Source organism: Klebsiella spallanzanii (assembly GCF_902158555.1).
Classification (GTDB): domain Bacteria; phylum Pseudomonadota; class Gammaproteobacteria; order Enterobacterales; family Enterobacteriaceae; genus Klebsiella; species Klebsiella spallanzanii.
The window spans coordinates 1-26,370 of sequence record NZ_CABGGS010000015.1 but is presented as its reverse complement, the minus strand read 5'-3'; the positions used below and the strand labels follow the sequence as shown (position 1 = coordinate 26,370).

At 54.5% G+C, this 26,370-nt stretch carries 23 protein-coding genes and 1 rRNA gene; 7 read left to right on the top strand and 17 right to left on the bottom strand.

Features of this window, described 5'->3' with window-relative positions; all coding sequences use genetic code 11:
* From FN082_RS14845 to FN082_RS14835, 3 genes are all read right to left on the bottom strand, one after another.
* Positions 1–122, bottom strand: a 122-nt coding sequence (locus FN082_RS14845; protein ID WP_142981504.1) for a transposase, incomplete at its 3' end; no start/stop codon positions are given.
* A gap of 74 nt (positions 123–196) precedes the next feature.
* A complete protein-coding gene (gene symE, locus FN082_RS14840) occupies positions 197–511 on the bottom strand; it encodes an endoribonuclease SymE (RefSeq protein WP_139539225.1) in 315 nt (104 codons plus the stop codon).
* Positions 512–800: 289 nt separating this feature from the next.
* Positions 801–1,595: a DNA/RNA non-specific endonuclease gene (locus tag FN082_RS14835; protein WP_180349589.1), complete on the bottom strand. Its 795-nt coding sequence runs from the start codon at positions 1,593–1,595 to the stop codon at positions 801–803.
* Positions 1,596–1,940: 345 nt separating this feature from the next.
* Here FN082_RS14835 and FN082_RS14830 point away from each other — a divergent pair, with 345 nt between their 5' ends.
* Positions 1,941–2,972 carry a DUF1176 domain-containing protein gene (locus FN082_RS14830; RefSeq protein WP_139539226.1) on the top strand — a complete coding sequence of 344 codons (1,032 nt, stop codon included), beginning with the start codon at positions 1,941–1,943 and terminating at the stop codon, positions 2,970–2,972.
* An 83-nt stretch (positions 2,973–3,055) separates the two neighbouring features.
* Here the strand turns inward: FN082_RS14830 and FN082_RS14825 are convergent, their stop codons facing one another.
* The 5 genes from FN082_RS14825 to FN082_RS14805 form a co-directional block, all read right to left on the bottom strand.
* Positions 3,056–4,063, bottom strand: coding sequence for a substrate-binding domain-containing protein (locus FN082_RS14825; protein ID WP_139539227.1), 1,008 nt, complete (start codon positions 4,061–4,063; stop codon positions 3,056–3,058).
* Between the two features lie 31 nt (positions 4,064–4,094).
* Positions 4,095–5,072, bottom strand: coding sequence for an ABC transporter permease (locus FN082_RS14820; protein WP_371336845.1), 978 nt, complete (start codon positions 5,070–5,072; stop codon positions 4,095–4,097).
* A gap of 74 nt (positions 5,073–5,146) precedes the next feature.
* Positions 5,147–6,652 (bottom strand): sugar ABC transporter ATP-binding protein, encoded by a 1,506-nt coding sequence (locus tag FN082_RS14815; protein ID WP_142981835.1) that lies wholly within the window; start codon positions 6,650–6,652, stop codon positions 5,147–5,149.
* A complete protein-coding gene (gene xylB, locus FN082_RS14810) occupies positions 6,649–8,166 on the bottom strand; it encodes a xylulokinase (RefSeq protein WP_142981834.1) in 1,518 nt (505 codons plus the stop codon). Before xylB ends, FN082_RS14815 begins: the two co-directional genes overlap by 4 nt.
* A 4-nt stretch (positions 8,167–8,170) precedes the next feature.
* The gene (locus tag FN082_RS14805; protein WP_139539231.1) at positions 8,171–9,205 is read right to left on the bottom strand and encodes an NAD(P)-dependent alcohol dehydrogenase; all 1,035 of its coding nucleotides are present in this window, start codon (positions 9,203–9,205) and stop codon (positions 8,171–8,173) included.
* A gap of 230 nt (positions 9,206–9,435) precedes the next feature.
* On the opposite strand from FN082_RS14805, the gene FN082_RS14800 reads away from it, so the two are divergent.
* The 3 genes from FN082_RS14800 (at position 9,436) to FN082_RS14790 (ending at position 12,230) form a co-directional block, all read left to right on the top strand.
* Positions 9,436–9,990 carry a D-lyxose/D-mannose family sugar isomerase gene (locus tag FN082_RS14800; protein WP_139539232.1) on the top strand — a complete coding sequence of 185 codons (555 nt, stop codon included), beginning with the start codon at positions 9,436–9,438 and terminating at the stop codon, positions 9,988–9,990.
* A 69-nt stretch (positions 9,991–10,059) separates the two neighbouring features.
* Complete coding sequence (locus tag FN082_RS14795) at positions 10,060–11,061, top strand: LacI family DNA-binding transcriptional regulator (protein WP_142981833.1); 1,002 nt, start codon at positions 10,060–10,062, stop codon at positions 11,059–11,061.
* 158 nt (positions 11,062–11,219) lie between these two features.
* Positions 11,220–12,230: a LacI family DNA-binding transcriptional regulator gene (locus FN082_RS14790; protein ID WP_185931912.1), complete on the top strand. Its 1,011-nt coding sequence runs from the start codon at positions 11,220–11,222 to the stop codon at positions 12,228–12,230.
* Between the two features lie 110 nt (positions 12,231–12,340).
* Here the strand turns inward: FN082_RS14790 and FN082_RS14785 are convergent, their stop codons facing one another.
* From FN082_RS14785 to FN082_RS14760, 6 genes are all read right to left on the bottom strand, one after another.
* Positions 12,341–12,775, bottom strand: a complete 435-nt coding sequence (locus FN082_RS14785; protein WP_142981832.1) for a GlcG/HbpS family heme-binding protein — start codon at positions 12,773–12,775, stop codon at positions 12,341–12,343.
* Complete coding sequence (locus FN082_RS14780; RefSeq protein ID WP_139539235.1) at positions 12,762–13,673, bottom strand: dihydrodipicolinate synthase family protein; 912 nt, start codon at positions 13,671–13,673, stop codon at positions 12,762–12,764. Before FN082_RS14780 ends, FN082_RS14785 begins: the two co-directional genes overlap by 14 nt.
* Positions 13,667–14,494, bottom strand: a complete 828-nt coding sequence (locus FN082_RS14775; protein WP_142981831.1) for an SDR family oxidoreductase — start codon at positions 14,492–14,494, stop codon at positions 13,667–13,669. Before FN082_RS14775 ends, FN082_RS14780 begins: the two co-directional genes overlap by 7 nt.
* 24 nt (positions 14,495–14,518) lie before the next feature.
* Positions 14,519–15,622: a mandelate racemase/muconate lactonizing enzyme family protein gene (locus tag FN082_RS14770; RefSeq protein ID WP_112216415.1), complete on the bottom strand. Its 1,104-nt coding sequence runs from the start codon at positions 15,620–15,622 to the stop codon at positions 14,519–14,521.
* Positions 15,623–15,674: 52 nt separating this feature from the next.
* On the bottom strand, positions 15,675–17,132 hold the full coding sequence (locus FN082_RS14765) for an MFS transporter (RefSeq protein WP_139539237.1): 1,458 nt from the start codon (positions 17,130–17,132) through the stop codon (positions 15,675–15,677).
* 144 nt (positions 17,133–17,276) lie between these two features.
* A complete protein-coding gene (locus FN082_RS14760; RefSeq protein WP_139539238.1) occupies positions 17,277–18,926 on the bottom strand; it encodes a signal transduction protein in 1,650 nt (549 codons plus the stop codon).
* Between the two features lie 562 nt (positions 18,927–19,488).
* Between FN082_RS14760 and FN082_RS14755 the strand changes: the two genes are divergently transcribed.
* A complete protein-coding gene (locus FN082_RS14755) occupies positions 19,489–20,856 on the top strand; it encodes an MFS transporter (RefSeq protein ID WP_407929264.1) in 1,368 nt (455 codons plus the stop codon).
* Between the two features lie 41 nt (positions 20,857–20,897).
* Here the strand turns inward: FN082_RS14755 and FN082_RS14750 are convergent, their stop codons facing one another.
* Positions 20,898–22,241 (bottom strand): OprD family outer membrane porin, encoded by a 1,344-nt coding sequence (locus FN082_RS14750; RefSeq protein WP_139539239.1) that lies wholly within the window; start codon positions 22,239–22,241, stop codon positions 20,898–20,900.
* 84 nt (positions 22,242–22,325) lie between these two features.
* On the bottom strand, positions 22,326–23,105 hold the full coding sequence (locus tag FN082_RS14745) for a histidine phosphatase family protein (protein ID WP_139539240.1): 780 nt from the start codon (positions 23,103–23,105) through the stop codon (positions 22,326–22,328).
* A 492-nt stretch (positions 23,106–23,597) separates the two neighbouring features.
* Here FN082_RS14745 and surE point away from each other — a divergent pair, with 492 nt between their 5' ends.
* A complete protein-coding gene (gene surE / locus FN082_RS14740; RefSeq protein ID WP_142981830.1) occupies positions 23,598–24,473 on the top strand; it encodes a 5'/3'-nucleotidase SurE in 876 nt (291 codons plus the stop codon).
* A gap of 68 nt (positions 24,474–24,541) precedes the next feature.
* On the opposite strand, the gene FN082_RS14735 is transcribed toward surE, so the two are convergent.
* Positions 24,542–25,666, bottom strand: a complete 1,125-nt coding sequence (locus tag FN082_RS14735; RefSeq protein WP_139539242.1) for a ribosomal protein uL16 3-hydroxylase — start codon at positions 25,664–25,666, stop codon at positions 24,542–24,544.
* 604 nt (positions 25,667–26,270) lie between these two features.
* Between FN082_RS14735 and FN082_RS14730 the strand changes: the two genes are divergently transcribed.
* A 16S ribosomal RNA gene (locus tag FN082_RS14730) occupies positions 26,271–26,370 on the top strand; the annotation flags it as partial.

Below are 26,370 nucleotides of genomic sequence, written 5' to 3'. Positions count from 1 at the left end.
CAGTTGTAATAGCTGGCTTCCGAAATAGCGGCCTCACGGCACACATCCTTGACGGTACGTCCGGCTTCGACGGACTTCAGAACGGCGATGATCTGGTGTTCAGTGAATCGGATCTTACGCATAGCGATCTCCTCAGGGGACATTATCAGTATGTCGGAAGATCTCTAAAAGTGAATGGTTCGTTTTGCCGGGATACTTACACAATCACCCCGATAAACTCTCTGACCTGCTTCTGCTTCCTGGCCGACAGCTTCTCCACTCTGCGCATCGCGGCTTCCAGTTCCGGTTCTGGCTCGATTGTCGTCAACACGATACAGCCGTTCATCACCCGCACAGTTACTTTGGTGCCGGTCGTAAATCCTGCCGCCGCCAGCCACTCGCCTTTCATGATCACCGCCGGAATACGACTACGATCTGGCAAACGTCTCACATAACTCACCGTCAACTGACGCTTATTCTTCGGCGACACTTCTGGATCAAGCGAATCTACAATACAATCGATATCAGTCATGGTTGCTATTCCTTCATAATAGTAATTGTGATCAGCGGTGCGGGTGTGTTGGCGCACATTCGCACCGCGCTAAATAACACCTGTAAACCTAACCAGTAATAAACGCAAAGTCCAGAATTTAATCGAACATAATAAACGCCTTTAACCGCATGTTAAAAATGAATGAAATACGTAACCCGATTATTTAGCTCCAACGGTAAATACCTTTCCTGATATTGCTGAAATAACCAAAAAACAGCCTCGAACAATAATATAAATTTAATGCCTGAATCAGGATGAAAATATCAAATCAAGAACACCCTAACTCTTTCGCCAGCGTACCTTTATGGGTCTTCAGGCCTTGGGTAATCTCCGGCGGCAGGGCGGACCAAAAAGAGAGCGCCGGATGGGTTCGTTGCTCAATCTCTTCCACCGTTACCTGATAATCACAAAAACTGGCGCTTTTTGGCGTCGCCTGATCCAGTAAAAACGCCGCGTATTCGCCTTTATCCGGACTGGAGCCGATAAAAATAATCTTCCAGTAGCCGCTGGGGATCTCCACGTCGGGCGCGGCGGGCAGGGTGGCAATATGCCGTTCGAACAGCGGCCCGGTTACGGACCAGACTGCTGTGACGTCGCTGCGATCGGCAAGGGCGCGCTCCTTATCCTCCAGCCTTGCCCACGCACCTTGATTGAGCCCGGACTCCTGCGGAGTAATATTGGAGAGATAGTTTAATGTCTGCCAGTCCGCGCTTGCGCCCAGCCCGGCGAGTGGGGCTTGATGCCCGCGATCGACCGTCAGCGCCGTGCTTGCCCCTTTATAGGCAGCAGGGGCTAACGTATCTGCGGCGGGTAAATCCGGATCGCGCTTCCAGCTGCGCGAGCGTCCGCTAGCCTGGCTGGCTTTGGTGATTTTATATGCCACCCAATTAGCGAATTTCCTGCGGCTGTTGTTATTCAGCGTATAGGCTTCGCGAACCAGCGTCTGTGCGCTTCCGCCGGTTGGGCAGCCCACTTCACAATTATCGATGGTAGATGTGCCAGCGGCGCACGCTAGCCCTAAAAATAACGATGGCAACAGGCCCAAAAATCTATATATCTTCATTTTATTTATAACGTGATAGTGAACGTGAATCCAAATTCATAAATGACCTGGAAAGATGAAGTGAGAGAATAAAAACAACCAGAAAAACGCGGCAGAGTGAAATATCACAAGATGATTAAACATCACGCCGGATGATATTTTTTGATAATCAAATGATGTTGGATGATGCCGAAAAAATATATTTCTACCCCATCAACTGAACGGGTCGCAAGGTGAGAATGTTCGACGAAAGAAAAGGGGCTATCTCTGATATTGTCTGAAAAGATTCAAAGAGAAGGGAAAACACTTCTCTCCGGCGTGGGCATTGTTCAGACTACGGAAAATTATCCGGTAGGGAGAAACGGTATGAAAAAGGGAATCAGGGCAGGGCTACTGACATTAGCGGTACTTAGCGCCCCCGTGCTGGCGGAAAAAAGCGGTGTTTCATTCAGCCATAAAGACTGGGAGGTGGTTTGTGATAACACGCTGACCTGTCGGGCTGCGGGATACAGTCCCAACGAAGGTACCGGTGGCTCAGTATTACTCACTCGTCGGGCCGGGGCGGGGACTGCGGTATCAGGAGAGCTGATGCTGGCGGAGGTTACCGATAGCGATGTTTATCCTGACATGACGCTGTGGATCAATGACCAGCCAGCGGGCGAAGTGAAGCCTGGAAAAGAGAGCTGGCCACTGTCGAACAAACAGGTCCAGGACATCATCAATGCGGTCAAAGGCAGTGGAAAAATTGAATTTAAAGGCGGTCCGGACCCGTTTGTGCTCTCCGGCGATGGCGCTTATGCGGTGCTGCTGAAAATGGACGATGTTCAGGGGCGAATCGGTACGCCGGGCGCGTTAACCAAAAAAGGTGATAAGCCGGAGAGCAGCGTCCGCGCCGCTGTTCCCGCGCCGGTGATTAACCAGGTTAAGCCTGAGAAGGCTCAGGAAAGAGCGCTGACAGCGCCTGAATTGGCGGTACTCAAGGCCAAACTTCTGGCAACCCTGACTGAAGATGACTGGTGCGATCGCATCCAGCCTGAAGAGGGGGAGGAAGCAGAAACCATCAGTCTGACGCCGCTGGATAACGCCCACTCGCTGATTTCAGCGCTGTGCTGGCGGGCGGCATATAACGAGGGGTACGGTTATTGGGTGGTTGATAGCAAGCTTGAAGGCAATCCCGCTCTTATTACCGTTTCAGGTTCTGATTATGGCGAGGGTGAGATTTTCATGAGCCAGAAAGGGCGTGGTCTGGGGGATTGCTGGGGAATGGCAAACTGGGTCTGGGATGGCACAACGTTTCGCAAAAGCCGCGAGGCAACAACCGGAATGTGTCGGTATTTACGCCTGGGCGGTACCTGGGATCTCCCCACCTGGGTCGCAGATGTCAAACCTGGAAAGTAACGTGCTGAAATAACGAGGCAAAAATATCTCCCCCGGCATACCCATCAAGGAATTTGCCGGAGGAGAAGAGGAGGTACAGATTATTACTTACGCGCGTCCAGCAACTGCTGCGCGTTGTCAGCGGTGACTACGGTCCACGGAATATAGTAGTGCTTCTGCGTACCGCCATCCCATTTCAGGTCTTTAGCGTACTGCTTCCAGATATCCGACTGTGGCTGGTAGCTTTCGCCCTTCACCGCCCGCAGCGCCACGTCGATAGAGCCCTGCATCTGGCCTTTCGCATCCTGAAGGATAGAGACCATCTCCCCGGCCTGCACCGCGTGGATAGCATCGGAGACGCCGTCAACGCCCGCGATAGCAAAGTCTTTGACGTTCAGCCCCGCGCCCTTAATGGCTTCAATTGCCCCCAGCGCCATCTCATCGTTCTGGCCAATTACGCCGTTGATTTTACCGCGGTGTTTTTGCAGCCAGTTTTCCATCAGCGGCTGGGCTTCAGCGCGCGACCAGTTCGCGGTCTTCCGTTCCAGCACCGTCACCTGGCCTGCGCCACACTCCGCGATAGCCTTGTCGTTGCCTTTACCGCGCTGGATCTCGCCGCTGCCGCCTTTCGGGCCTTCGATGATCACGACGTTTACTTTATGGTTCTTACAGTCGAGTTTATCCAGCACCGCTTTGGCTTCCAGATAGCCGCCAATTTCATCATTGGAGACCACTTCCGAGGTCATCTCTTCGGTGTTAAGACGGGCGTTGGTCACCACCACCGGAACTTTGGCCTCTTTGGCGTTGGTGACGATATCGATGTTGGCCTCGAAATCCATCGGGTTAACGATAATCGCATCGGTACGGGTCTGGAGCGCCGTGGCCGCCTGGTCGTTTTGTACTGACGCATCGTAGCGCCCGTCATAGAACGTCAGCACCGCTTCGCCGCTTTTCACCGCCGGATGTTCCTTGCCATAGCGTTCCATCAACTGCACGAATTCTGCTTTGTTGCCGTACATCAGCACCGCAATTTTAACCGGCGCCGCCTGAGCAGCCGCCAGACTTCCCATCATCATGGCTGAAGCAAACAACGCTATTTTGGTCTTATTCATTATTCTCTCCTGTAGGGGTTTTGCAGGTTAATTAATCGCGCTGTTGCTTACGCGATGGGTCGAGCAGAACGGCGACCACGATCAGGGCGCCTTTAATAATTTGTTGGTAGTACGACTGCACGCCGAGCAGGTCGAGGCCATTGTTCATCACCCCGATAATCAGCACGCCGAAGAAGGTGCCGACCAGCGTACCGACGCCGCCCGCCATACTGGTGCCGCCAATCACTACCGCGGCGATAGCGTCCAGCTCATAGCCCGCTCCGGCGTTGGTTTGCGCCGAACCGGTTCGTGCGGTGAGGATCAGCCCGGCGATACCCGCCAGCGCGCCGCACAGGGTATACACCAGCACTTTGATGCGCACGACGTTAATCCCGGAGGTGCGGGCGCTTTTTGGGTTGCCGCCAACGGCGTAGACGTAGCGGCCAATAATGGTTTTATTCAGCAGCAGCCAGGCGAGGGCGAACAGCAGAATAAAGATAATCACCGGTACCGGGATGCCGCTGACGTAACCGTTGCCCAGCCAGCGGAAATCGCTATTGAGCTGGGAAACCGGGTTGCCGTTGGTGGTCAGCATGGTCAAACCACGGGCGGCGGAAAGCATCCCCATGGTGACGATAAACGGCTGTAAACGATAACGCGCTAATACCGTGCCATTAATCAGCCCACAAACGATGCCGATACCGAGTGCCACGATCAGCGGCATGATCACCGCCGTGGCGGTATCGCCGATGGCCAGCCCGCTGTTATTGGTGGCGAAACGGGCGGCGACGATCCCGCTGAGCGCCAGCACCGATCCGACCGACAGATCCACCCCGGCGGTGATAATGACGAAGGTCATGCCAATTGCCAGAATGCCGTTGATCGACACCTGACGCAGAACGATCAGCATGTTTTCATTGCTGAGAAAATAGTTACTGCTCCAGGCACCCTGGGAGACCTGGTACTCGCCAACCAGCGCCACGATCAGGCACAGGACGAAAAACGCGATGATAATGCCGTACTTGTGCATACGGCGCTTATTGCGGGTGAAAAACGAAACCCCGGATGTTAAGGAGTGGGTACTGTTCATGTTTTATCTCTCTGTTAAACCGCGAGTTTCATCAGTTCGGTCTGGGTCGCATTGGCTGCCGTTAGCTCTCCGGCTAGCTGGCCGTCGCGAAAGACTAAAATGCGATCGCTCATGCCGATAATTTCCGACAGTTCGGACGAGACCATAATGATCCCCTTATTTTTCAGGGCGAATTCCGACATAAAGCGGTAGATCTCTTTCTTTGCGCCGACGTCGATCCCGCGCGTCGGCTCATCCAGCAGCAGCACTTCCGGGTCGAGCAGCGCCCAGCGCCCCAGCACCACCTTCTGCTGGTTCCCGCCGCTGAGGTTGCCCACTGGCTGTTCGCCGTCATGGGTTTTGACGTTGAAGCGTTGAATCATCTCGCGGGTGCGCGCCTGCTCCTGTTTCTCATTGATAAACCCGCCGCGGCTGATGGCGCCGAACGACGAAATATTGATGTTCTCGCTGACCGAGCGGCACAACACCAGGCCGGTATCTTTACGATCCTCGGTGACGTAAGCGATACCGCAGCCGATCGCCTCTTTCGGCGAGTGACGGCCAAGCATCTTTTCGCCCATCTGGATCGTGCCGCTGTCGGCGTGCTGAATACCGAACACCAGATCGAGAAACTCGCTGCGCCCGGATCCGACCAGGCCGTAGATGCCGAGGATCTCGCCGCGCTTAAGCTGCAGGCTGATATCCTTGATCTTGTTGCGCCAGCGTAGGTTCTTCACTTCCATCATCACTTCATCGCCGGGCTGGTTGAACTTGGCGAATTCGCTGTCGTACTCGCCGCCAATGATGTGCTCAATCAGCTGTTCACGAGTGATATCCGCGATGTAGCCTTCATGGATGTAGATGCCGTCGCGAAAAATGGTGTAGCTATCGGCAATCTGGAAAATTTCCGACAGGCGATGCGAGACGTAGATGATCCCTTTTCCTTTGGCCGCCAGGCGCTTGATGGTCTGGAAGATCTTCTGCGCGTCCTCTTCGCCAATTGCCGAGGTTGGCTCATCCATGATGATGATGTCGGCGTTGGCATGGGACAGCGCCTTAGCGATCTCCACCAGTTGCTGCTCGGCGACGCTCAGATTACGCATCTTCTCCGTCGCGCTAATGTTGAACTCCAGCTCCTTCAGCAGGGTGGTCGTGCGCTGGTTCAGGGTGGTGAAATCGACAAAGCCAAAGCGCTTCGGCTCGCGGCCCAGCCAGATGTTTTCCGCCACCGTCAGGTCCGGAATGGCGCTCAGCTCCTGCTGAACGATGGCCACTCCGGCCTCCAGCGCTTCGCGAGGATGATGAAACTCGCGCCGCTGGCCGTTAATAAAGATGTCGCCGCCATCGGGCTGAATAAAGCCCATCAGAATGCTGAGAAACGTCGACTTGCCCGCGCCGTTACCGCCGCAGAGCGCGTGAATGGAGCCGCGGCGCAGACAGAATTCCGCGTTTTTTAACGCCACGACCGGGCCGAAGGCTTTCCGGACGCCGGTCACTTCCAGCAGATAGGCGGGCTGTTGGGTATGCGGATCGCGCGTCACAGTTGTACCTCCGGATAAGCTTGCTGCAGGCGTTGCAGATACCGTTGATAAAGTGTGTCGTACTGTTCCTGACGGCTGGCGTCCGGTCGGGTGTGGGTTGCCGGGTCCAATGAAACAAAGCGCTGACACAGTTCAGCCAGCAGGGCGCGGGCGTCCTGTTCGGGGCGATCCGCCAGGCTGGTGGCCCAGATAGCCTGAATTGCGCCGCCCAGGGCCGCCGCTTCTTTGACGTTCAGGCATACCACCGGACAGCCCATCACGTCGGCAACAATCTGCCGCCAACCAGCGCTGCGCGCGCCGCCGCCGGTAAGACGAATCTCGCGGGCGTCGATGCCCTGACGGCGGAACAGTTCGATACCGTAGCGCAGGCCATAGGTGGCGCTCTCCACGACTGCCATGCAAAGGTTGGCGCGGGTAAAGTTATCGCTATCGAGGTTATGCAGACTGGCGCGAGCGTGCGGTAGCTGCGGAACCCGTTCGCCGTTGAAGAACGGCAGCATCTCGACGCCGCCCGCGCCCGGTGTGGCCTGGGCCAGCAGGGCGTTGAAACCGGCGATATCCTCGTTCAGCAACGTCTGAATGGCGGTCGTGGCCGATGTGACGTTCATCGTGCAAATCAGCGGCAGCCAGCCGTTGGTGCTGGAGCAGAACCCGGCAATCATTTCGGATTCCGCGCTGACCGGTTCGCCGGACCACGCAAACAGCGTACCGGAGGTGCCGAGGCTCATGGTGACCGTGCCCGCAGCGATATTGCCGCAGCCGATGGCCGCCATCATATTATCGCCACCGCCGGTCGAGACGCGGGTTGTCGGGCTAAGGCCGAGCTTCGCTGCCGCTTCCGGGCGCAGGGTACCGATGCAGCTCTCCGCGCTTTTCAGCGGCGGCAGCGCTTGCCACAAACGGCCAGTATTATCGATAAGATCCACCGTGGCTTTGTCCCACTGACGGGTGCGGACGTTAAGCAGGCCGGTGCCGGAGGCATCGCCGTACTCGGCGACCCGCTCACCGGTAAGCCAGAAATTCAGATAGTCATGGGGCAGCAGCACGGTGTGCAGTCGCGCCCACAGCGCCGGATGGTGGCTCTTAAACCAGAGAATTTTTGAGGCGGTGTAGCCGGTGGCGACCATCAGGCCAAGCTTCGCCAGCGAACCCTTAACGCCGCCGAGCTGATGCAACAGCAAGGCGTTCTCTTCCGCGGTTTCGGTGTCGCACCACAGCTTCACGCTGTGTAGCACGTTGCCTTGCTCATCCAGCGGCACAAAACCATGCTGCTGGCCGGAAACGCCCAGCGCGTGAATCTCCAGAGGATCGACCTGCGCCTGGGCAACGGCCTGATGGAAGGCGGCAATCAGGGCCTCGATCCACCAGTCAGCTTCCTGCTCGCGACGCCCGTTAGAGTCGCTGATAAGGCGGTGAGGCGCGCTGCCCTCACCGAGGATCACGCCCTGTTCGCTGTCGACAATCACTACTTTTGTCCCCTGCGTACCGCAGTCTATGCCAGCATAGAGCGTCATAGGATTACTCCATTTCCAGCATGATTTTGATATCGGACGCATGACCAGCGGCGGCGCGTTCGAAGGCGGCAATGCTGTCGGCGAACTTATAGGTCTGGCTAATCAGCGGCTGTACCTGCAGTTTGCCGCTGCTCAGCAGACGCAGAGTACGCGGGTACATGTTGGCGTAGCGGAAAATGGTTTTGAAGGTGATCTCTTTGGCCTGGGCAGCGACGATATCCATCGGTGCGACATCAATTGGCATCCCGACCAGTACGGCGGTCGCACCCGGCGCGGCGTGTTCAGCCAGGGTGGCGATTGCCGGTTTTGCACCGCTGCATTCGAAGACGATATCTGCGCCGTTACCGCTGGTCAGCTCAGCGACTTTACCCGCCAGATCGCCGGTTTTGATATTCACCGCATGCAGGCCTTCATAGTTGGCGGCCACCGCCAGCTTCTCATCAAACAGATCGCAAATGATGACATCGGAACAGCCGCCTGCCAGCGCAGCCAGCGCGGTGACAACGCCAATAGGGCCTGCACCGATCACCAGGGCGATATCGCCGGGTTTGATCCCTGCTTTGGTGGCGGCATGCATTCCGATCGCCAGCGGCTCGACCATCGCGCCTTCGGCAAAGCTGACGTTATCCGGTAATTTGAAGGTGAACGCGCCCGGATGAATCACGGTTTCGCGCAGGCAGCCATGGATCGGCGGGGTGGCCCAAAAGCGTACCGCCGGGTCGAGATTGTAGATCCCGGCGCGGGTTTGCGCAGAGTTTAAATCCGGGATCCCCGGCTCCATGCAGACGCGGTCGCCGACTTTTACATGGGTGACGTTTTTACCCGTTGCCAGCACCACGCCTGCAGCTTCGTGCCCGAGTACCATCGGCGCTTCAACGACAAAAGGACCAATGCGCCCGTGCTGGTAGTAATGCACGTCGCTACCGCAAATGCCGACGGAGTGAATTTTGATTTGCACATCGTTGTCGCCGAGCACTTCGTCAAAGCTGCGATCTTCGATAGCGATTTTACCGGCTTCTGCCAACACTAATGCTTTCATGTGACCTCTCTTTGTAATCATTTTAATGGTATCGGTATCATTCGGGTGCGACGATCCTGGAGTAAATATGAAGTGAAAACTGTGACTGAGGTTAAAAATATTCAAAATATGTTAATCATGATGATCCGATGTAACTTACTGAAGCGATTCATATCACGGAAATGAAACCTTAATGGCGGGTTAAATGCTGGCGGTAGTGTTAACGATACCGTTTTAAAGCAGAGGATACGATGAATACACCGACTGATGCCGTTCAACGCACGCTTCATTTCCTGCAATTAGCTGAGATCGTTTTAACTAACGAGGAAAGACAACATATTGAAATTGCGACATTTGGCTTACCGGACTACCCGCTTTCCGGCCTGCAGCTTCTGACGTACATCAACTCGCCGCGCTACTGCGCCAAAGAGCTGGTGCTGTTCCCACACCAGACCTGCCCGGAGCATTTACATCCGCCTTTCGCCGGGACGCCCGGTAAGCAGGAAACCTTCCGCTGCCGCTGGGGTGAGGTTTATCTGTTTGTTGACGACCCCAGCCTGACGCTAAATAACGCCGACGGTGAGTCGGTATGTCAGGTTCCGGAAGGCAGCGAGGCGTGGTATACCTGCGATCGTTACATCCGGCTGCGCCCGGGGGAGCAGTACACCATCGCGCCTGACACTCGCCACTGGTTTCAGGCCGGAGAGCAGGGGGCGGTGGTGTCGGAATTTTCCTCCGAAAGCCGCGATGAACTGGATATTTTTACCGACCCCAGAGTAAATCGCCTGGCAGGAGTAAAGTGTTAGCATCATAGTGAGAGTTCTGTCATGATAACCTAAATGATACAAAATGATGCTTTAACTAAGGAGCTGCATTTGGCAGTCGGTCGTGGACGGAAGGCGACGCTGGCTAGCGTCGCCGCGCAGGCAAACGTCAGTAAAATTACTGCCTCGCGGGCATTTTCTCAGCCGGATAAAGTGCATCCGGAAACGCTGCAGCGCATTCGCGAAACGGCGGCCAGCCTTGGCTATGTAGTCAATGCTGCCGCGCGCAATCTGCGGGCGAAGACCAGCAAAACCATCGGTATCGTTAATCCCGATATGGCCAACCCCTTTTTTGGCGGCCTGACGCGGCTTATCACCCTCGAAGCGCAAAAAATGGGCTACGACACGCTGGTGTTCGACTCCTATGAATCTCAGGAGAGCGAAGATCGGATTATCGAAAAGCTGATCGGCTATAACGTCGATTCGATCATTTTATCGGTGATTTCCAACGATCATCAGTATCGCCCGTCCTATCTCAAGCGGCTGGAAACGCTCAATATTCCGGTGGTGCTGGTGGACAGGGAGCTTGATGACCGCCACTGTAGCGGTGTCTATATCGATAATCTCGACTGCGGCCTGCAGGCTGGGCGCTGGCTGCTGGAGCAGAAAGCTCAGCGCGTGGTGGTGGTCTCCGGGCCGGAAAACTCCAATGTCGCCAGAGAGAGGGTGACGGGTTTACAGGCGGCGCTGCTGGGGAAAGTTGAATCCTTCGAAGTCCTGTATGCGGACTTTTTTATGGATATCGCGTGGCAGGAGACCAGCCGTTGGCTGGCTAACAACCCGGCGCCGGATTTTTTCGTCGGCTGCAATAACCAGATCTCGCTGGGGATTATCAAAGCCTGCCTTGAGCATCAATTAGATCTTAAGCAACAGGTCTCTCTGTTCAGCATTGATGAAGTCTCCCACGCCGGGATCTACGGCTTCCATTTTCCCTGCGTTTCTCACGATCTGCAGGAGATCGCCTGGCAGGCGCTGAATCTGGCGATTCGCCGGGTGACCGACCCGGAGAGCAAACCGGGTAAAGTGGTCGTGCGCGGTAAAATGCTGCCCTAATTTGTTTGCGCAGCCCGTTGACCGGCGCAAATACCAGCACAATATTGTTATTAACTCGCCATGTTGACGCATTGTTCAAAATAACAGCTCAGCTAATGTATTGCTAACTCGAATTAGTTTATGATTAAGCCGTTCTGTTCGTTATGGAAAATGAGTTTATGGCCAAAACCGTTGAGCAAGTCGCCAGGGCGCTGGAAATCTCGATTACCACCGTGCGCCTGGTGCTGGGTGGCAAAGCTGAGCAGTATCGCATCAGCGCCAAAACGCAGCAGCGTATTAATGATTACATCGCCGAGAACGGGCTGGTCGTTAACCATATCGCCCGCAGCCTGAAGCTGAATAAAACCGAGACCTTAGGGCTGGTGATCCCACGCCTGTCGAACCTGTTTTTCTCCACCCTGGCGGAAAAGCTGGAAGCCTGCTGCCGTCAGGCAGGGTATCAACTAATGATCGCCTGTACCTACAGCGACAGCGAGCATGAAAACAGTCTGGTTGAAGGCCTGCTGGCGCGCAATGTCGATGGGCTCTTTGTGGTGCCTTCTACCCGGGAAACGCAGTTGCATCATCAGAAGGTGGCGCGTAAGCGGCCGCTGGTGCTGCTCGACCGTGATTTTGGTGAGAGCGATGTGTCGCTGGTGGTGAGTGATAACTACAACGGCAGTAAAAAGCTGGTGCAGGCGATGACTCAGGCGGTAGACGTTTCGCCGATTTTTTTTATCGCCGGGGATACCCAGCAGCCATCGATCCAGCGTCGTTTGCAGGGCTACCTGAGCGAACTTCCCGCCGGGAAAGAGTGGATTTTGTCGGCCAGCCATAACCGTCAGGAAGAGGGTAAGCAGCTGATGCTCGATTTTCTGCGGCGGCATCGGGAGCCGCCGAAGGCGTTTATTGCCTCATCTCTGCCGATTCTGGAGGGAACACTAAGTGCGCTGCGCGAAACCTATGGTTTTATTCCCTCAGATATTTCAATAGGGACCTTCGATGAACATCAAATGTTAGGGTTCCTGCCGAATGCGGTGTGGTCGATGCGTCAGGACGAAGACGCCTGGGCCCAGCACGCGTTTCATCTGATGCAGCAGAAGCTGCAGGGCGAGAATGCCGACGTGAAGATCACGGTGCCGATGACGCTGATTCACCGCCCTTTGTCGGTGGAAAAGCAGCGGAGTTAAGTGGAAGCGGTAAAAGCCCCTCTCCCTGGAGGGAGAGGGGGAAAAGAGCGTCGGAGCTTGCATATGACGCGTAGCCCGGACAGGTGCGCAGCACCGCCTCCGGGAACGCTTTATGTCATCAGCCGCTGAACAAAAAGCGCCGCCAGCTCGGCGTCTAATTCCGGCGGCAGGCCGCTAACCCCGACGCCGCCTATCGCCAGCCCATCAAGCATCACCGGTGCGCCGCCCGGCATCGCCAGCAGTTGCGGGTCGTGAAACACCTCCAGCCGTAGGCTACCGGCGCTAACTTCTTCCGCAAGCCTTGCCGTCGAACGGCGAAAGCGCAAGGCTGTCCAGGCCTTGCGCTGTGCGAGCTGGCGCGGCAGCGGCGGACAGCGAGCGTGTGCGCCAAAGGCGATAAACTCGCCCTCCGGCCCGACAACCGCTATCGCCAGGCCTCGGGCTTGCGCATCGCCTTCGGTCTCCTGTAAAAACAGCGCCACCTGCTGGCAAACGGCGCTATCGTTCAGGCGGCTCTGGGTACACAGCCTGTCATTGCCGGGCATCGGCGATATACCCCCGTAAACGCAGATAGAGGTCATCCAGCCCGCCTTTTTGCGCCGCCGTCAGCGCCAAAAACGGCTCGCGGGTTGGCCCGGTATCGGCGATCTCTTTACCAGCAAGATATTTCGCCGACTGGAACACGCCGCGCGCCACCAGGTTTTCCACCACCTCGTTAATCTGCTGCTGTAAGCGCTGCGCGCGGGCGATATCGCCCTGCTTAAACGCGCGGCGCAGAGCGAGAAACAGCTCCGGCTGGAGGTTGACCGTGGTGCCGACGGTGGCCGTTGCGCCGGCCGCGAGGCTGGACAGGAAGATCTCATCGAAACCGTTAAAGAACACTTTGTCCGGATAGCGGGCGATCATCCGCTCCAGCGAGTAGAGGTTATGCGAAGTGTGCTTCACCCCCAGCACCTGCTCGTCGCCGAGCAGCGCTTCGGCGGTCTGATGGTCAAGTTCGACGCCGGTAAACTGCGGAATATTATACAAAATCACCGGAATCGAAATGGCGTCCAGTACCCGACGGTAGTAGGCGATAATCTCCTCGCGGCTGTATTTGTAGTAGTAGGGCGGAACCAGCGATACCGCGCTGGCTCCGTCCTGCTCGGCGCTTTTTGCCAGCTCGACGGCATCCTGGGTGCGCGGCGTTCCGACGTGGGAAATTACTGGCACTTTGCCCTCCGCCGCTTGTACCAGCGTTGCCAGCACCTGCCTGCGCTCATCAAAACGCAGTAACGGCCCCTCCCCGGAGGAGCCGCAGCAGTAAAAGCCTTCAACCCCGCGCGCCAGCTGGGCGCGGGCGAGGGTGTCCAGCGCCGCATAGTTTACCGACTCGTCGGCGTGCATCGGCGTCACTACGGCGGAGATAATGCCGCGAAAGGCCTGCCATTTATCGCTTACCATGCGGTCCAGCCTCCATCCACCACTACGTTAGAGCCGGTCATATAGACCGACGCGTCGGAGAGCAGGAACACCACTGCGCCGTTGTACTCATGCGCTTTCGCCATGCGCCCAATCGGAATGCGGTTGGTGTAGTTTTTCTGAAAGCGCGGATCCTGGTCACTACGCTCAACACCGGAGAGGGTCAGGGTATTGACGCGAATGCCGTCGCGGCCCCAGTAGGTGGCGCAGTAGCGAGTAAAGTTATACAGCCCGGACTTTGCCGCTGAATAGGCCACCGGTTTAACGAACGGAATGCCGGTATCCTCTTTTTTGTAGATATAGATATCCTGCACCGGGGAGACCACGCCGTAGATCGAGCCGACGTTGATGATCGAGCCGCCTTTGCCGGCCTGCTTCATGCGCTTGCCAACCTGCTGGGTCATCAGAAAGGTGCCGACCAGGTTCACTTCCACCACCTCGCGGAATACCTCTTCCGGAAACTCCTCAAACGGTCCGGACATTTCCGGCGGCGCGCTGGGCTGGGTATCAACCCCTGCATTATTCACCAGGCCATCCGGCACGCCCCATTTCGCTTCGATGCTATCAAGAACCCGGTTAATGCTGGCTTTGTCGGTAATATTGACTTCCGCGCACAGCAAGCGGTCAGAGTCCTTTATCGCCCCCAGCACGCGATCGATACGTGCGGCATCGACACGGGTGGCTAGCGCTGCCACCTTTGCGCCGCGCTCATGTAAGGTCTTCACGTACTGCGCCCCCAGCTGTCCAAGGCCGCCGGTCACGATGATGACCTTGTCTTTAACTGAGAATAACGTGTCTTCCATTGTCCTTTCCCCATCACTGAGTGGTTAGATTTTGTGTGTTGCGAGATAGTCACGATCGAGAATGATGCCGTGGCCCGGTCGTTCGCTCGGCACGTAGTAGCCGTCCACCTCTTCACCCGCTTCGGCGATAATGCGCAGATCCTTCCAGCGTCCGCCGTCGGTCATTTCGGCGTATGAGATATTCGGTACCGTTGCCAGCAGGCTGGCGCTGAGCTCCATGACAAAATGCGGCGTCATCGGCAGGTTGTGCGCGCGGGCGACGGCGGCGATATCCAGATAACCAGTGATCCCGCCGACGCGTCCGAGATCCGCCTGGATGTAATCCGCACAGCCGCTCTCGATGTATTGCGTGAACTGGTTTAAGTTATAGACGTTTTCGCCCAGCGCGATAGGCGTAGTGCTGCGTTCGCGAAGCTTGAGATGGCCGGTGATATCGTCGGAGGGCAGCGGCTCTTCAATCCATAACAAGTTGAGCGGCTCGAACAGCTTGAACGCGCGCAGCGCCTGCGGGAAGTTCCATCCCTGATTGGCGTCCACCGCTAGCGGAAATCCCGGCACCGCTTCCTGAATTTTGCGCAACCGCTCTACGTCTTCTTCCAGCGTCGGTTTACCGACCTTCACTTTCGCTGCCAGGTAGCCAGTGCTTTTCCAGCGTTTGACCTGGTCGATCACTTCTTCGATAGATAGATGCAAGTTGATACCGCTGCCGTACAGCGGAACGCGATCGCGTACGCGGCCAATAATGTCGATGATCGGCGCGTTGAGAGTTTTGCCTAAAAGATCCCAGTAGGCGATATCCAGCGCCGCCAGGGCATGGGTGGTGACGCCTGCGCCGCCGACGTCGTGAACATGCTTATATGAACGATGCCACAGGCCGCGCGGCGAGAGCGGCTGGCCGATCACGTCCGGGATAATCTCAGCAATCAGCGCGGAGATGGTTTTTCCGCACCAACCGGAAGTGTGGCTAAAGCCGGTGCCGACGTGGCCGTTTGAACCGTAGACATCAACAATTGCCACTTCGATATCGGTGACGTGGTGAATCTGATCTCCCCAGGGACCTTCCGGCAGCGGAACGCGGGCGGTCATCAGTTCGATATTTTCAATCACGGGCATTTTTGTGCTGTTCATCTGATTCCTTCCTTTATGTGTTCAGCGGGGGCCGCACCTGCGACCCGGGCGATTAATGTTTAGAGGTTGAGGCCGGTGATTCATGACCCTGTAGGGCAATTGCCGGGCTGGTGTCATGTTCTTGATCGTTTTCGTCGCCCACCGCATGACCAAAGACTTCCGGTAGCAGGAAGATGGAGGCGAGGAAGGCGCAGAACGGCGCGATAGCGATAATCATCGAGGCTACCGGGACCCCGACTGCTTCAAACAGGGCCGGGAATACCAGAGTCGTGACGAAGGCGGTGACCTTGACGATGGTGTAGCCGATACCGGAAGCCACGCCGCGGTAGCGCGGTTTTGCCACCAGGGAGATGACCGTCATCCCGCTTTCAGAGTCCCAGTAGTGGCCCCACAGCATCAGCGCTGCGCCGAAGATGATAAAAGCGAAGCTGCTGCTATAGACGCCCCACGCCGAAATCGAGATACCGATGGTTACCAGCAGGAAGCCGTATTTGCTCAGCCCTTTATGGCCGAGTTTCGGCAACAGCAGTGGGCCAACGAACGCCGAGAGCGCGGCGATGCAGTTCACCGCCAGCAGAGCGAGGTTGTTCTGGATCTGCCCGGAAATACCGATGGTGACGAGGATCAGCGGCAGGAAGAACGAGAAGGCATAGTTCTCAAACGATTGTACGGCGCAGGAGAACCAGCCGAACAGGGTCGTGCGGCGGGTAAACGGGCGACGGAACAGATCGTGCAACGTCTCTTTGAGCGTCGGGTCGGCGATAGCGACGTTTTCGTTGGGTAGAATGTCGTCCAGCAGGCGCCCATCTTGTTCGCCGTAATATTCGCGGGAGGCTTTTTTAGCTTCAATAAAGCGGCCGCGTTCTACAAACCACGCTGGGGTTTCCGGTAGCTCCCGACGCATAAACAGCAGCAGACAGGCAGGAATGGCCGGAACCGCCAGCACGATACGCCAGATCATATCCGGGTGAACATCAAGCGCGACCAGAGTAGTGACCAGCAGGATAGCGGCGATAATCCCCAGCGCGAACATAAACTGCCAGCGATTCGCCATCACCTCGCGTTTGCCTTTCGGCATGACTTCCATGATGTAGGTAAAGCCGTTGGCCACGTCCGCGCCCACTGGGATCCCGGCGAGGCAGCGAATAATCGCCAGCCAGTACATATTGGGTGCCAGGCCCTGAAGAACGGCGAAAATCGCGAACAGGATCATCGACCAGAGGAAAATTTTGCGCCGTCCGAGTTTGTCGGTCAGCCAGCCGCCGAGCAGCGCGCCGATAACCGCGCCGAGCTGAGTACCGGCGGCGGTAAACCCGAGCAGCCAACTGCTGGGTTCATAAATGTCTTTCAGGGCGAATAAGATAAACGCCATGGAATAAATATCCCATGACTCAATAAGTAATGCGGTGATCATTAGCCATCCCGCTTTGGTACAGCCGGGGGCTTCCTGTAGGTCGAGCCGTTTCTTTGCCTTCTGGATAATAAATTCAATATGTTGCTGCTGATACATATAATCCTCTCTTGTCCGGGCAAGCAAAAGGCCCGCCCGGACAGATGCGCGTTGACCCGCTCTTTATGGGCGATAAAGAGACGAATTAAGCGGATGTTTGCCAGGATCGCTAACAACGTAAAAATTACATAAGCGAATCAGTTTTTATTTCATTAATAAGTGAGCATCGCCTGCGATAAAGACTTTTATATTTTGCGTCAGCGCCTGGGCAATAAAGGCGTTCAGCACTTCGGATAAAACCTCCTCCTCTACGTAAGCCAGACTGAGATGGTTGCTTTGGTGTCCCGCCATTAAATCGTCGCGCGAAACCCCGTCGAGAACGGCGTTGAGTAGCGGCCACTCGTAGTTGGTCGCCTTGCGGCGGCGTTCGAATTCATCATGCGGCAGTTCGACGGCGGTACCGGTACCGATATGCAGGATCACCTGGGTACCTTCATAGTGCGCGCGCGCCCAGATAAAGCGCCCGGCTTTGCCCTGACCGGCAATGGTCGAGCCGCCGTAGGGGAAGAACATTGGCGGCTGGCGATAGCCGGTGGCTCCGGCTATCCCGCCTTTCAGATGGGCGAACGGGACCGCGCCGGAGATCTCCAGATCCCAATAAAATGTGCCGTTGTATTCGCTACCCCAGCGGATATCGTGGAGGGTGGTTTCGCTCTCCATACCCAGCGCGCCGAGCAGCTTCGCCAGCATTACCTGCGGGATGGCGCTGCCCATATCCACCTCGTTGATGCAGGGGATTGGCGCATCCGGGCAGATAATCTCACCGTTCTCATCCGGGATCGGGAAGCGTTCGGCGTTGCCGATAGCGCCTTCAGCAAAATCAGAGGCCGCACAGCTGTCTTTGAGCCCCTGTTGATACTGCACGCCAACCGCCGTCAGCCCGAATCGCTTCACGAAACGCGCCATAGCGATCATCATTGCGCACTGTTCCAGCACCTGCTCCCGGGTGAGATCCTGCGCGCTGTCAGGGCCGAATTTGAACTGCATTCCGCGGGTTTCGTACCAGTCGAGGCAGGCTTCGCGCAGGGCTGCCGGTACTTTATTCATCTCAACCAGCAGCGCCGATTGCGACAGCGACTCCACCGGCATTCCCACGTCGATCATCGCTTTTTGCGGGAACACGCCGTTGATCATCCCCATACAAAAGGTGTCGAACAGGCCGACAATGGCTTTATGTTTGAGGAGCGACTGCCCAACTTTAACGCCAATCTGCCCGGCTTCGCTGGCCAGCAGCGGCGCGCTGGGGGCGACCGGGTGCAGATAGCCGAGCTTATGGCTGAGATGGCCATCGCGCAGCCAGGTCTCTAAGCCGCGAATAAACGCGTCATCGGCAAAGGTTTCGGACCATAGCCGCGAGTAGTTACGCTCAAGGCTGGTGAGGCATCCGGCCATGCAGAGCATGCCGACCAGGCCCGGCCAGGTGCCATCGAAATTGGCGAGCAGCAAAATGGGGCCACGGTGATGTACCAGCGAAGGGGCAAGATGGTGGGAGTATTGCCAGGCGGTCAGCAGGACGATAACCGGCGCATCCGGGTCGATCCCGGCGAACAGCTCGCTACCCTCTTTCTGACTGCTGATAAATCCGTGACCGCGGCTCTCATTGACCGGATGGGCGCGGCGCAGTCGGTAGCCTAATGTTTCCAGCGTCGCTTCCAGACGCTGTTCAAATAATTTTTGTGTGGGCCAGCAGGTGACGTTAGCCGGTTCGCGAAGATCCGCATTGGTGACCATCAAAACTTCGCCTGGTTTCGGGGTAATAAACTCGGCTTCCGCGGGTAACGTTAAATTCAACATGTGAATTTCTCCTGTAGGGGATAGGTAGCTTAGTTATCGTTCATCGTGCTGCGCATGGTTTCGTGCCGTATCAGCCGCTTCTTTGGTTGCTGATTTTACTGGCTAACTCGAATTAGCAAATTAGGGTAAAAAAAAGACAGGAACAAACCCTTTACCGGTATTTTGTGATGGCTATCAATGTGTAATTTTTAATGTATTGATATTTAATTATTTATTTTGATTTGTGCGTCAAGGCAATGGCGAGCGCCTTCTGAAGCGCTGCGCAGGTGACGAGAAAGGCTGAGGAGAGGTGAAGTGATTGCGGTGAATCAGAGAGTTTAATTTATCAAATTGAATTTTAATAAGTTATTTTATTTTTAAACGATCGCTTTATCTGATGGAGTTTACGAGAGTGTTAAATTTTAACCGATCCTGGTCACACTCTTTTAGCATTTACGTTGTGAATCTCTGTATCTTGTTATAATTAGCTAATTCGAGTTAGCTTGCGGGCGATTTTCCCTCGCCACTGCGGTTAGCCAGGCGCCGCCCGATTTAACAATAATGATTCAGGACAGAGGATTTAATGATGACTATGCTTATCTCGCCAGCCATTACCCCTGCAAAAGACGAACAAACATCGCTACAAAAACATGAACGAAGAAAATTGATCACCGTGTTGGGCTCGGGGTTATCCGGCACAACTATTGAGTTCTATGACTTTTTTATCTACGGCACCGCCGCCGCGCTGGTGTTCCCGTCGCTCTTTTTCCCTAACCTCTCGCCGCTGATGGCGCTTCTGGTTTCCTTCCTGACGCTGTCGATTACCTTCGTCAGCCGCCCCATCGGGGCCATCGTTTTTGGTCACTACGGCGATAAGATTGGCCGAAAAAAATCGCTGGTGCTGTCGCTGATGATCATGGGTATTTCGACGTTTTTCATTGGCTTAATTCCCAGTTATGACACCATTGGCAACGCCGCACCGCTGATCCTGATTTTTCTGCGTCTCTGTCAGGGGTTCGCTATCGGTGGCGAGTGGGGCGGAGCGACCACGCTTATCACCGAATATGCGCCACGCAATCGTCGCGGCTTTTTTGGCACTTTTGTTCAGCTAGGGAACGTGCTTGGGCTGTTTATCGCCACCGGGGTTTTTGCGCTGGTGGTGATGCTGCCGGAAGATGACCTGATGTCCTGGGGCTGGCGCGTGCCTTTCCTGCTAAGTATCGCGCTGCTGTTTGTCGGCATGTTTATCCGCTCAAGGATCGAAGAGACGCCGGTGTTTCAGGAGAATCAGAAACAGCAGCAGAATGCGCCGAAAGTGGCGGAACAGAAGTTTCCCATTCTCACCGTACTCAAACATCACCGTAAAGCGGTGTTCCTGGCGATGGGCATGCGTATGGGGGAGATTGTGCTGGGCTGGCTGACGGTGGCGTTCTTTATGTCCTATGTCACCAGGGAGCTGAACTTTACCCGTGAAACGGCGCTAAATGGCCTGCTGTTAGCTAGCTTCGTTGGTATCTTTACTTTCCCATTCTTTGGCTGGCTATCCGATAAAATTGGCCGTCGCCCGGTATATCTTGCGGGGGCCGCCATCACGCTGATCTTTGCCTTCCCGCTGTTCTGGATGATCGATTCCGGCTCGGTGAAAATGTTTATGTTCGCTACCACCTTCTGCTATTCCATTGGGCTGGGAATGATGTTCAGCGTTCAGCCGGCCTTCTTTTCGGAGCTATTTGACACCAGCGTGCGCTATACCGGCGTGTCGTTAGGCTTCCAGTTGGCGAATATTGTTGGCGGCTTAACGCCGATGATTGGCACTTTGCTGCTGGTGTGGTCCGGCGGCGAGTCGTGGCCTATCTCGCTGTTCCTTGCCTGCATGGCGCTGATTACCATCCTGTGCGTCTGCGTGACGCGGGAAAGCTATAACGATGAGCTTAATGAGGTGAAGAAGTAGCCGGGGAGGGTTGCCCCGCCATGACCGGCGGGGCGGGCGTATCAGAAGAGATTAAATTTATATTCGATAATCACTTCCGAGGAGAGCGAGTTGGCCCGGCTGTAATGGCCGTCGGTAAGCACCGGCGTTTTGCCATTCATCTTATAGGACCAGCCCGGCCCGAACATTGCCCAGACGGTGAGGTTTTTCAGCCTAGGGTGCGTTGGCACCCAGCGGCTAAAGGCGTTGATTTCGCCAGTACGAACATGGTTGCCACGGTAGTTAAACTGGGCAATGTTACCGGCCAGGCCGATAGCCAGCTCTGGCGTCAGGTTGTAATCCGACATATTGGAGAGCACCAGTTCGCCGTCGCGCATATAGTCATTACCTGCATAGGCCATTGAGGTAAAGGTGCCGCGCGAGTTTTTGCTCATGTGGCGTGGATAGAATCCCACTTCATTAGCCTTATTCGCATCGGTATAGCCCAGGCCCCATTTGGTGCTCCAGTTGTCGGCCTGCCACTTAACGTCCATAGCGATATGCCAGGCGTCGTCGTCAAAATCACGCTTATTGGCTGGCATGTTTTTGTACTCATCCAGCGCATGGGTGGCGTACACCTGGGTACCAATATTCAGTGCTTTCATTGGCTTAAGATTAGTGAACAGGATATGGCGGCGCAGATAGTTATCGCTTTCACCATAGGCGTACTGCATGTTCAATAACTCGCTCTGCCACAGAATATCGCCGCTGGCGATGTGGTTAATATATTGTCCGCTATTGGTCTGAAAGCGTTTCTTATCCGGCGAGTTGCGATCCATCGAGCTTTCGATGTACGCACCGCGCAGCGTAAACGGACCATAGTTCACCGCGCCGGTCCAGCCTAAATAGGTCGTCGGTGAGAGGCGGGTGGAGTTGGAGATGACGCCGTAGTTTTTCATCGTCTGCCAACCCCAGCGGGCATTCAGATTGATATCCTCAAGGCGGTATTGCAGCTTGACGTTGCGTTGGCCAATTTTTGAAAAACCTTCGGCGTTACTTTTGTTATTACCGCTGCCGTCATTGTAGAGTACGCCACGGGAGTTAAAGTAATCGCTGGCACCGAGTTTCATCGCCCCGTAGTAGGTGGCATCAAAACCGATAATATCGGCAAAATAACCTGACTGGTAATCCACTGCGACACCCTGACCCCAGGCGTTATGGACCTTTTTCGGCTCGGTTTCTTCTTCCTTGAGATATTTCCAGTAGTTTTTAAAAGATAAGGACATGTGCGACTGGCTAAATAACGGGTCGTCGAGCACGGTATTAACCATATCGCGTTCTTGAATGCTGTTTTTGGTCGTGGAGGACCAGACGCTGGTGGGAATAGCCAGCATCATAATGGCGATTGTAATTGTATTGATTTTCATAATAAACCCCAGAGTAGGGACGCAGCGATCCGGGCGAGACAATTTCGCCTGCAGCCTGCAGTAATGAATAACTAAATGCTGGTTTTATTTTTTATCGAGAGATTGTTTTCCGGCTTCGACATATTTCATGGTGCCGATTTCAGGAACGGTATATTTTCCGTCTTTATAAACAATTTTAACCACGGCAGCATTGGCGAGTGGTTTGTTTTTCGTGCTATCGTCCGTTAAATCTGAAATCATTATCTGCATTGCAGTGCCGGATGAAATCGCCAGCACATTTTTATCACCGCGGGCCTGCGCGTTTTCAACGATTGTATGCAGGGCTGCCTGTGTACGCGTTTTGACCTGCTGATAATTTTCCGCCATCCCTTTAGGGTCGGCCGCAGCCAGCGCATTCTGGTTGGTATCAACAGATAGCGTGCCGGCTTTCATTTGGCTGAATAGCGTGGCGCCGTCTTTAAGACCCAGCTGCTTCGCTCCTGCGTCGGCCATATCTTTGTTATAACCACCTTCGAAACCGCCGAAGAACGCTTCGCGCAGTCCGCTTAGTTCAGTAAGTTGGTAATTACTCACTCCGGCTTGCTTAAGGATTACCTGCATGGTCTCACGCTGGCGTCCGGCATCGCTGGAATAGAAGCTATCAAATGGAATGCCTTTTAACCCCTCGCCAAGGTAGCGCGCAACGCGAATACCGTCTTCGGTAAGCGGCGAATCCGCCCAGCCCTGAACGCGGTCAAAAGTATTCAGCAGCGTCTTGCCATGGCGGGCAAAATAGATATTTACTCCGTCATCATTTTTGACCTCTGCGGCGGAACAGGTTGCCGCACCTGCCGTCATCATTAATGCAATTAGCCACTTCTTCATATTATTCTCCATCTGCATGGTCTTTTTATAAGCAAAAAAAAACCTACATCATGTACCCGGAACGAAGCATAAATAAAGTTATGTTCGTTCGAGCTATCTGATGTAGGTTTCGCCTGTTTTTCACAGTAACAATCCAACATCGACTACGGTATCACCAAATATTCTAAAAAACATCCCTTGTGATTATTGATGTCAATAAATGTGATCATCTTCATGGAGTTGATTTTGTGATTGAGAAGTTTCTCATGATTAAATTTCGGATTAATTGGTGGTTTTTTATTGAAATAATATTCAGTGCTTGAGGTCTGTCACAAAATACAGCGTCACACGCTGGACTCTTCACTCATCAGGCGTTATTTTTCCTTCACTTTGGGATTGTTACTGACCACAGGCAAAACCTAAGCCCCCTGTACGCCAATTTGGCTTGCGGCAGGGGGCTTAGGTTTTTTTTTGCGCCTAAGAAATATCTCTGCTACCCAATAAGGAATGAAGATGAGAACGAAAATTCTGACTGCCGCCATTCTGGCGCTATCCGCCGCCTCAGTTCAGGCTGCTGAAAAACCGCTGAAAATACTGCTGGTTAATGACGATGGTTGTCAGTCTGTTGGCACCACTTCGTTGCAGGAAAAATTAGCGGCAAAAGGGTATGACGTCTGGATGGTGGCCCCGGCAACCAACCAGAGCGGTATCGGTTCGGCAATCACCTTTAAGACGGGGAAATTTTTTGACGTTAAAAAAGCTGCTGACAAGCGCTATTGCTTCCCCGGAACACCCGCTGATGCGCTGGATTTTGGCCTGTGGGGCGTGCTGAAAGATGCGCCGCCGGATCTGGTGATTTCGGGTGTCAATGATGGTCCTAATACCGGCATGGCACAGGTTAACTCCGGTACTGTGAGCGCGGCGGTTCGCGCCTTGCGCTACGGTTTCCCGGCGATTGCCGCCAGCATCGGCTATCGTTTCACAGAAGAAGAGATGAAAAACAAGTGGCCGAGTACTCATAAATATTGGCCTGACTCGGTGGATTATGTGGTTTCGCTCGTGGATAAACTTAATGCCGCTCATAAACCGGGGAGTCCAATTTTGCCACAGGGATCGGGGTTGAGTATCAACTATCCGCCGCTGCCGTCGGCTGAAATCAAAGGCGTTCATTACATTGAGAATGAACAATACCCTGCGCCGCAGATTGGCTATGAACTGCTGGCGGACGGAACGGCAAAACAGACGATGAACCCGGAAGCGATGAAACCAGCAGAAGGGGATAATGACTCGGGCTGGTTGAATAAAGGATATATCACATACACCCTGTTTGATGGTTCATGGAACGCGCCACAGTTCCAGGCACAGTACGAGACTTTGCTCGGAAAATGATGCTATAGCGCTATAAAAGCAGAAGGCGCGTTATTCGCGCCTTCTATATATGAACTGATGTTGAAATGCTATTCGTCGAAGAACCAGTAGCCCTGGTTAAGCAAACGGGTCAGGTCGGCAGTGAAGGCAGGATTTTTCAGCGCAGCTTCGCCCAGTTCATCTTTGCCCAAAAGGGTATAGCGGCAAAGCGCGTCCAGGGCATTGGGTTCTGTAGGCTCCAGTTGTTCACTATTCACAAAGAAGCTATCGCCGATGTGCAATACGCGCAGGCCGCTCAGGCGAGTGAGCATTTCACCGCCCATCAGCGCATCAACAATCTCCTCTTCTTCATAAGGTGGCTCAGCTGGCGCAATGTCCAGCTCGTGACGCGGTGTTGTAGCAAAGCGCCCAAACCACTGCCTGAAGTCTTCCGGCTGGCTAATCATGTCGATCATCATGCCGCGTAGACGTTCCAGTTCATACTCTTCTACTCGGCCTGGATGCTCGCGGCAGGTTAAATCCGGATCGCTGTAGTGCTCACCGCCTAAATCGTTTTCCAGCGCGTAATCGGCAAAGCTGCTGATCAAATCGCGACCATTAGGTCCGCGGAAGCCAACGGAGTAGTTCAGTGCCGTTTCGTGAGTAATCCCGTCGTGCGGGAATCCTGGCGGAATATACAGAATATCACCAGGTTCCAGATCCTCATCAATAATCGGAGGGAACGGATCGACATGCAGTAAAGCCGGATGCGGGCAGAACTGACGCATCGGCAGCTTATCGCCCACTCGCCAGCGGCGGCTGCCCATGCCCTGGATAATAAAGACATCATATTGGTCGATATGAGGACCAACGCCACCTCCCGGTACGGAAAAAGAGATCATTAGATCGTCTAAACGCCAGTCTGGCAGCACGCGGAAAGGGCGCACAAGTTCAGCTGCGGGCATGTGCCAGTGGTTTACGGCCTGTGCCAGCAATGACCAGCCGGTTTCGCCCAGGTCATCAAAATGTTCAAAGGGACCGTTGCTGGCTTGCCATTGACCGTTTGTCAGGCTTACCAGACGGCTATCGACTTCCGGCTCCATAGCTAACCCTGCCAGCTCATCCGGCGTAATCGGGTCGACGAAGTCCGCGAAAGCCTTCTTTAATACAACCGGCTGCTTTTGCCAGTACTTTTCTAAAAACTCGGGCCAGTTAATGTTGAGTTGATAAGCCATAGGTTTACACCAGATAAGAAGAAACGGGCCTGATTATAGAAATATGCGGTCTTATGCCGCTTTGTCATGGGTCAAGGCTGTTGCTTAATTCATCATCTGAAGTCGTGACATAAGAAGATAGGGAGATGTTGAAGTGGGGAACGTTGATTTTCGCAAAAAATAATTTTTGCCAGAAAATCAACGCAGGCCGCGTGGTTTCTGGGTTTTCTCCGTTTTTCGTAACGTGGATTATTAGCGAAAAGTTTAAATTATGAGCGCTTGATAAGTTTTTTGTATTTTAAGGGTTGCTATATCCCGTGAGCTCCCTATAATGCGCTCCCACTGACACGGCAGATGTGAATCACTTCACACAAACAGCCAGTTGGTTGAAGAGAAAAACCTGAAAATAAACGGTTGACTCTGAAAGAGGAAAGCGTAATATACGCCACCTCGAAACGGTGGGCGAAAGCCGCGTTGCACTGCTCTTTAACAATTTATCAGACAATCTGTGTGGGCACTCAAAGTGACATGGATTCTTAACGTCGCAAGACGAAAAATGAATACCAAGTCTCAAAGAGTGAACACGTAATTCATTACGAAGTTTAATTCTACGAGCATCAAACTTAAATTGAAGAGTTTGATCATGGCTCAGATTGAACGCTGGCGGCAGGCCTAACACATGCAAGTCGAACGGTAGCACAGAGAGCTTGCTCTCGGGTGACGAG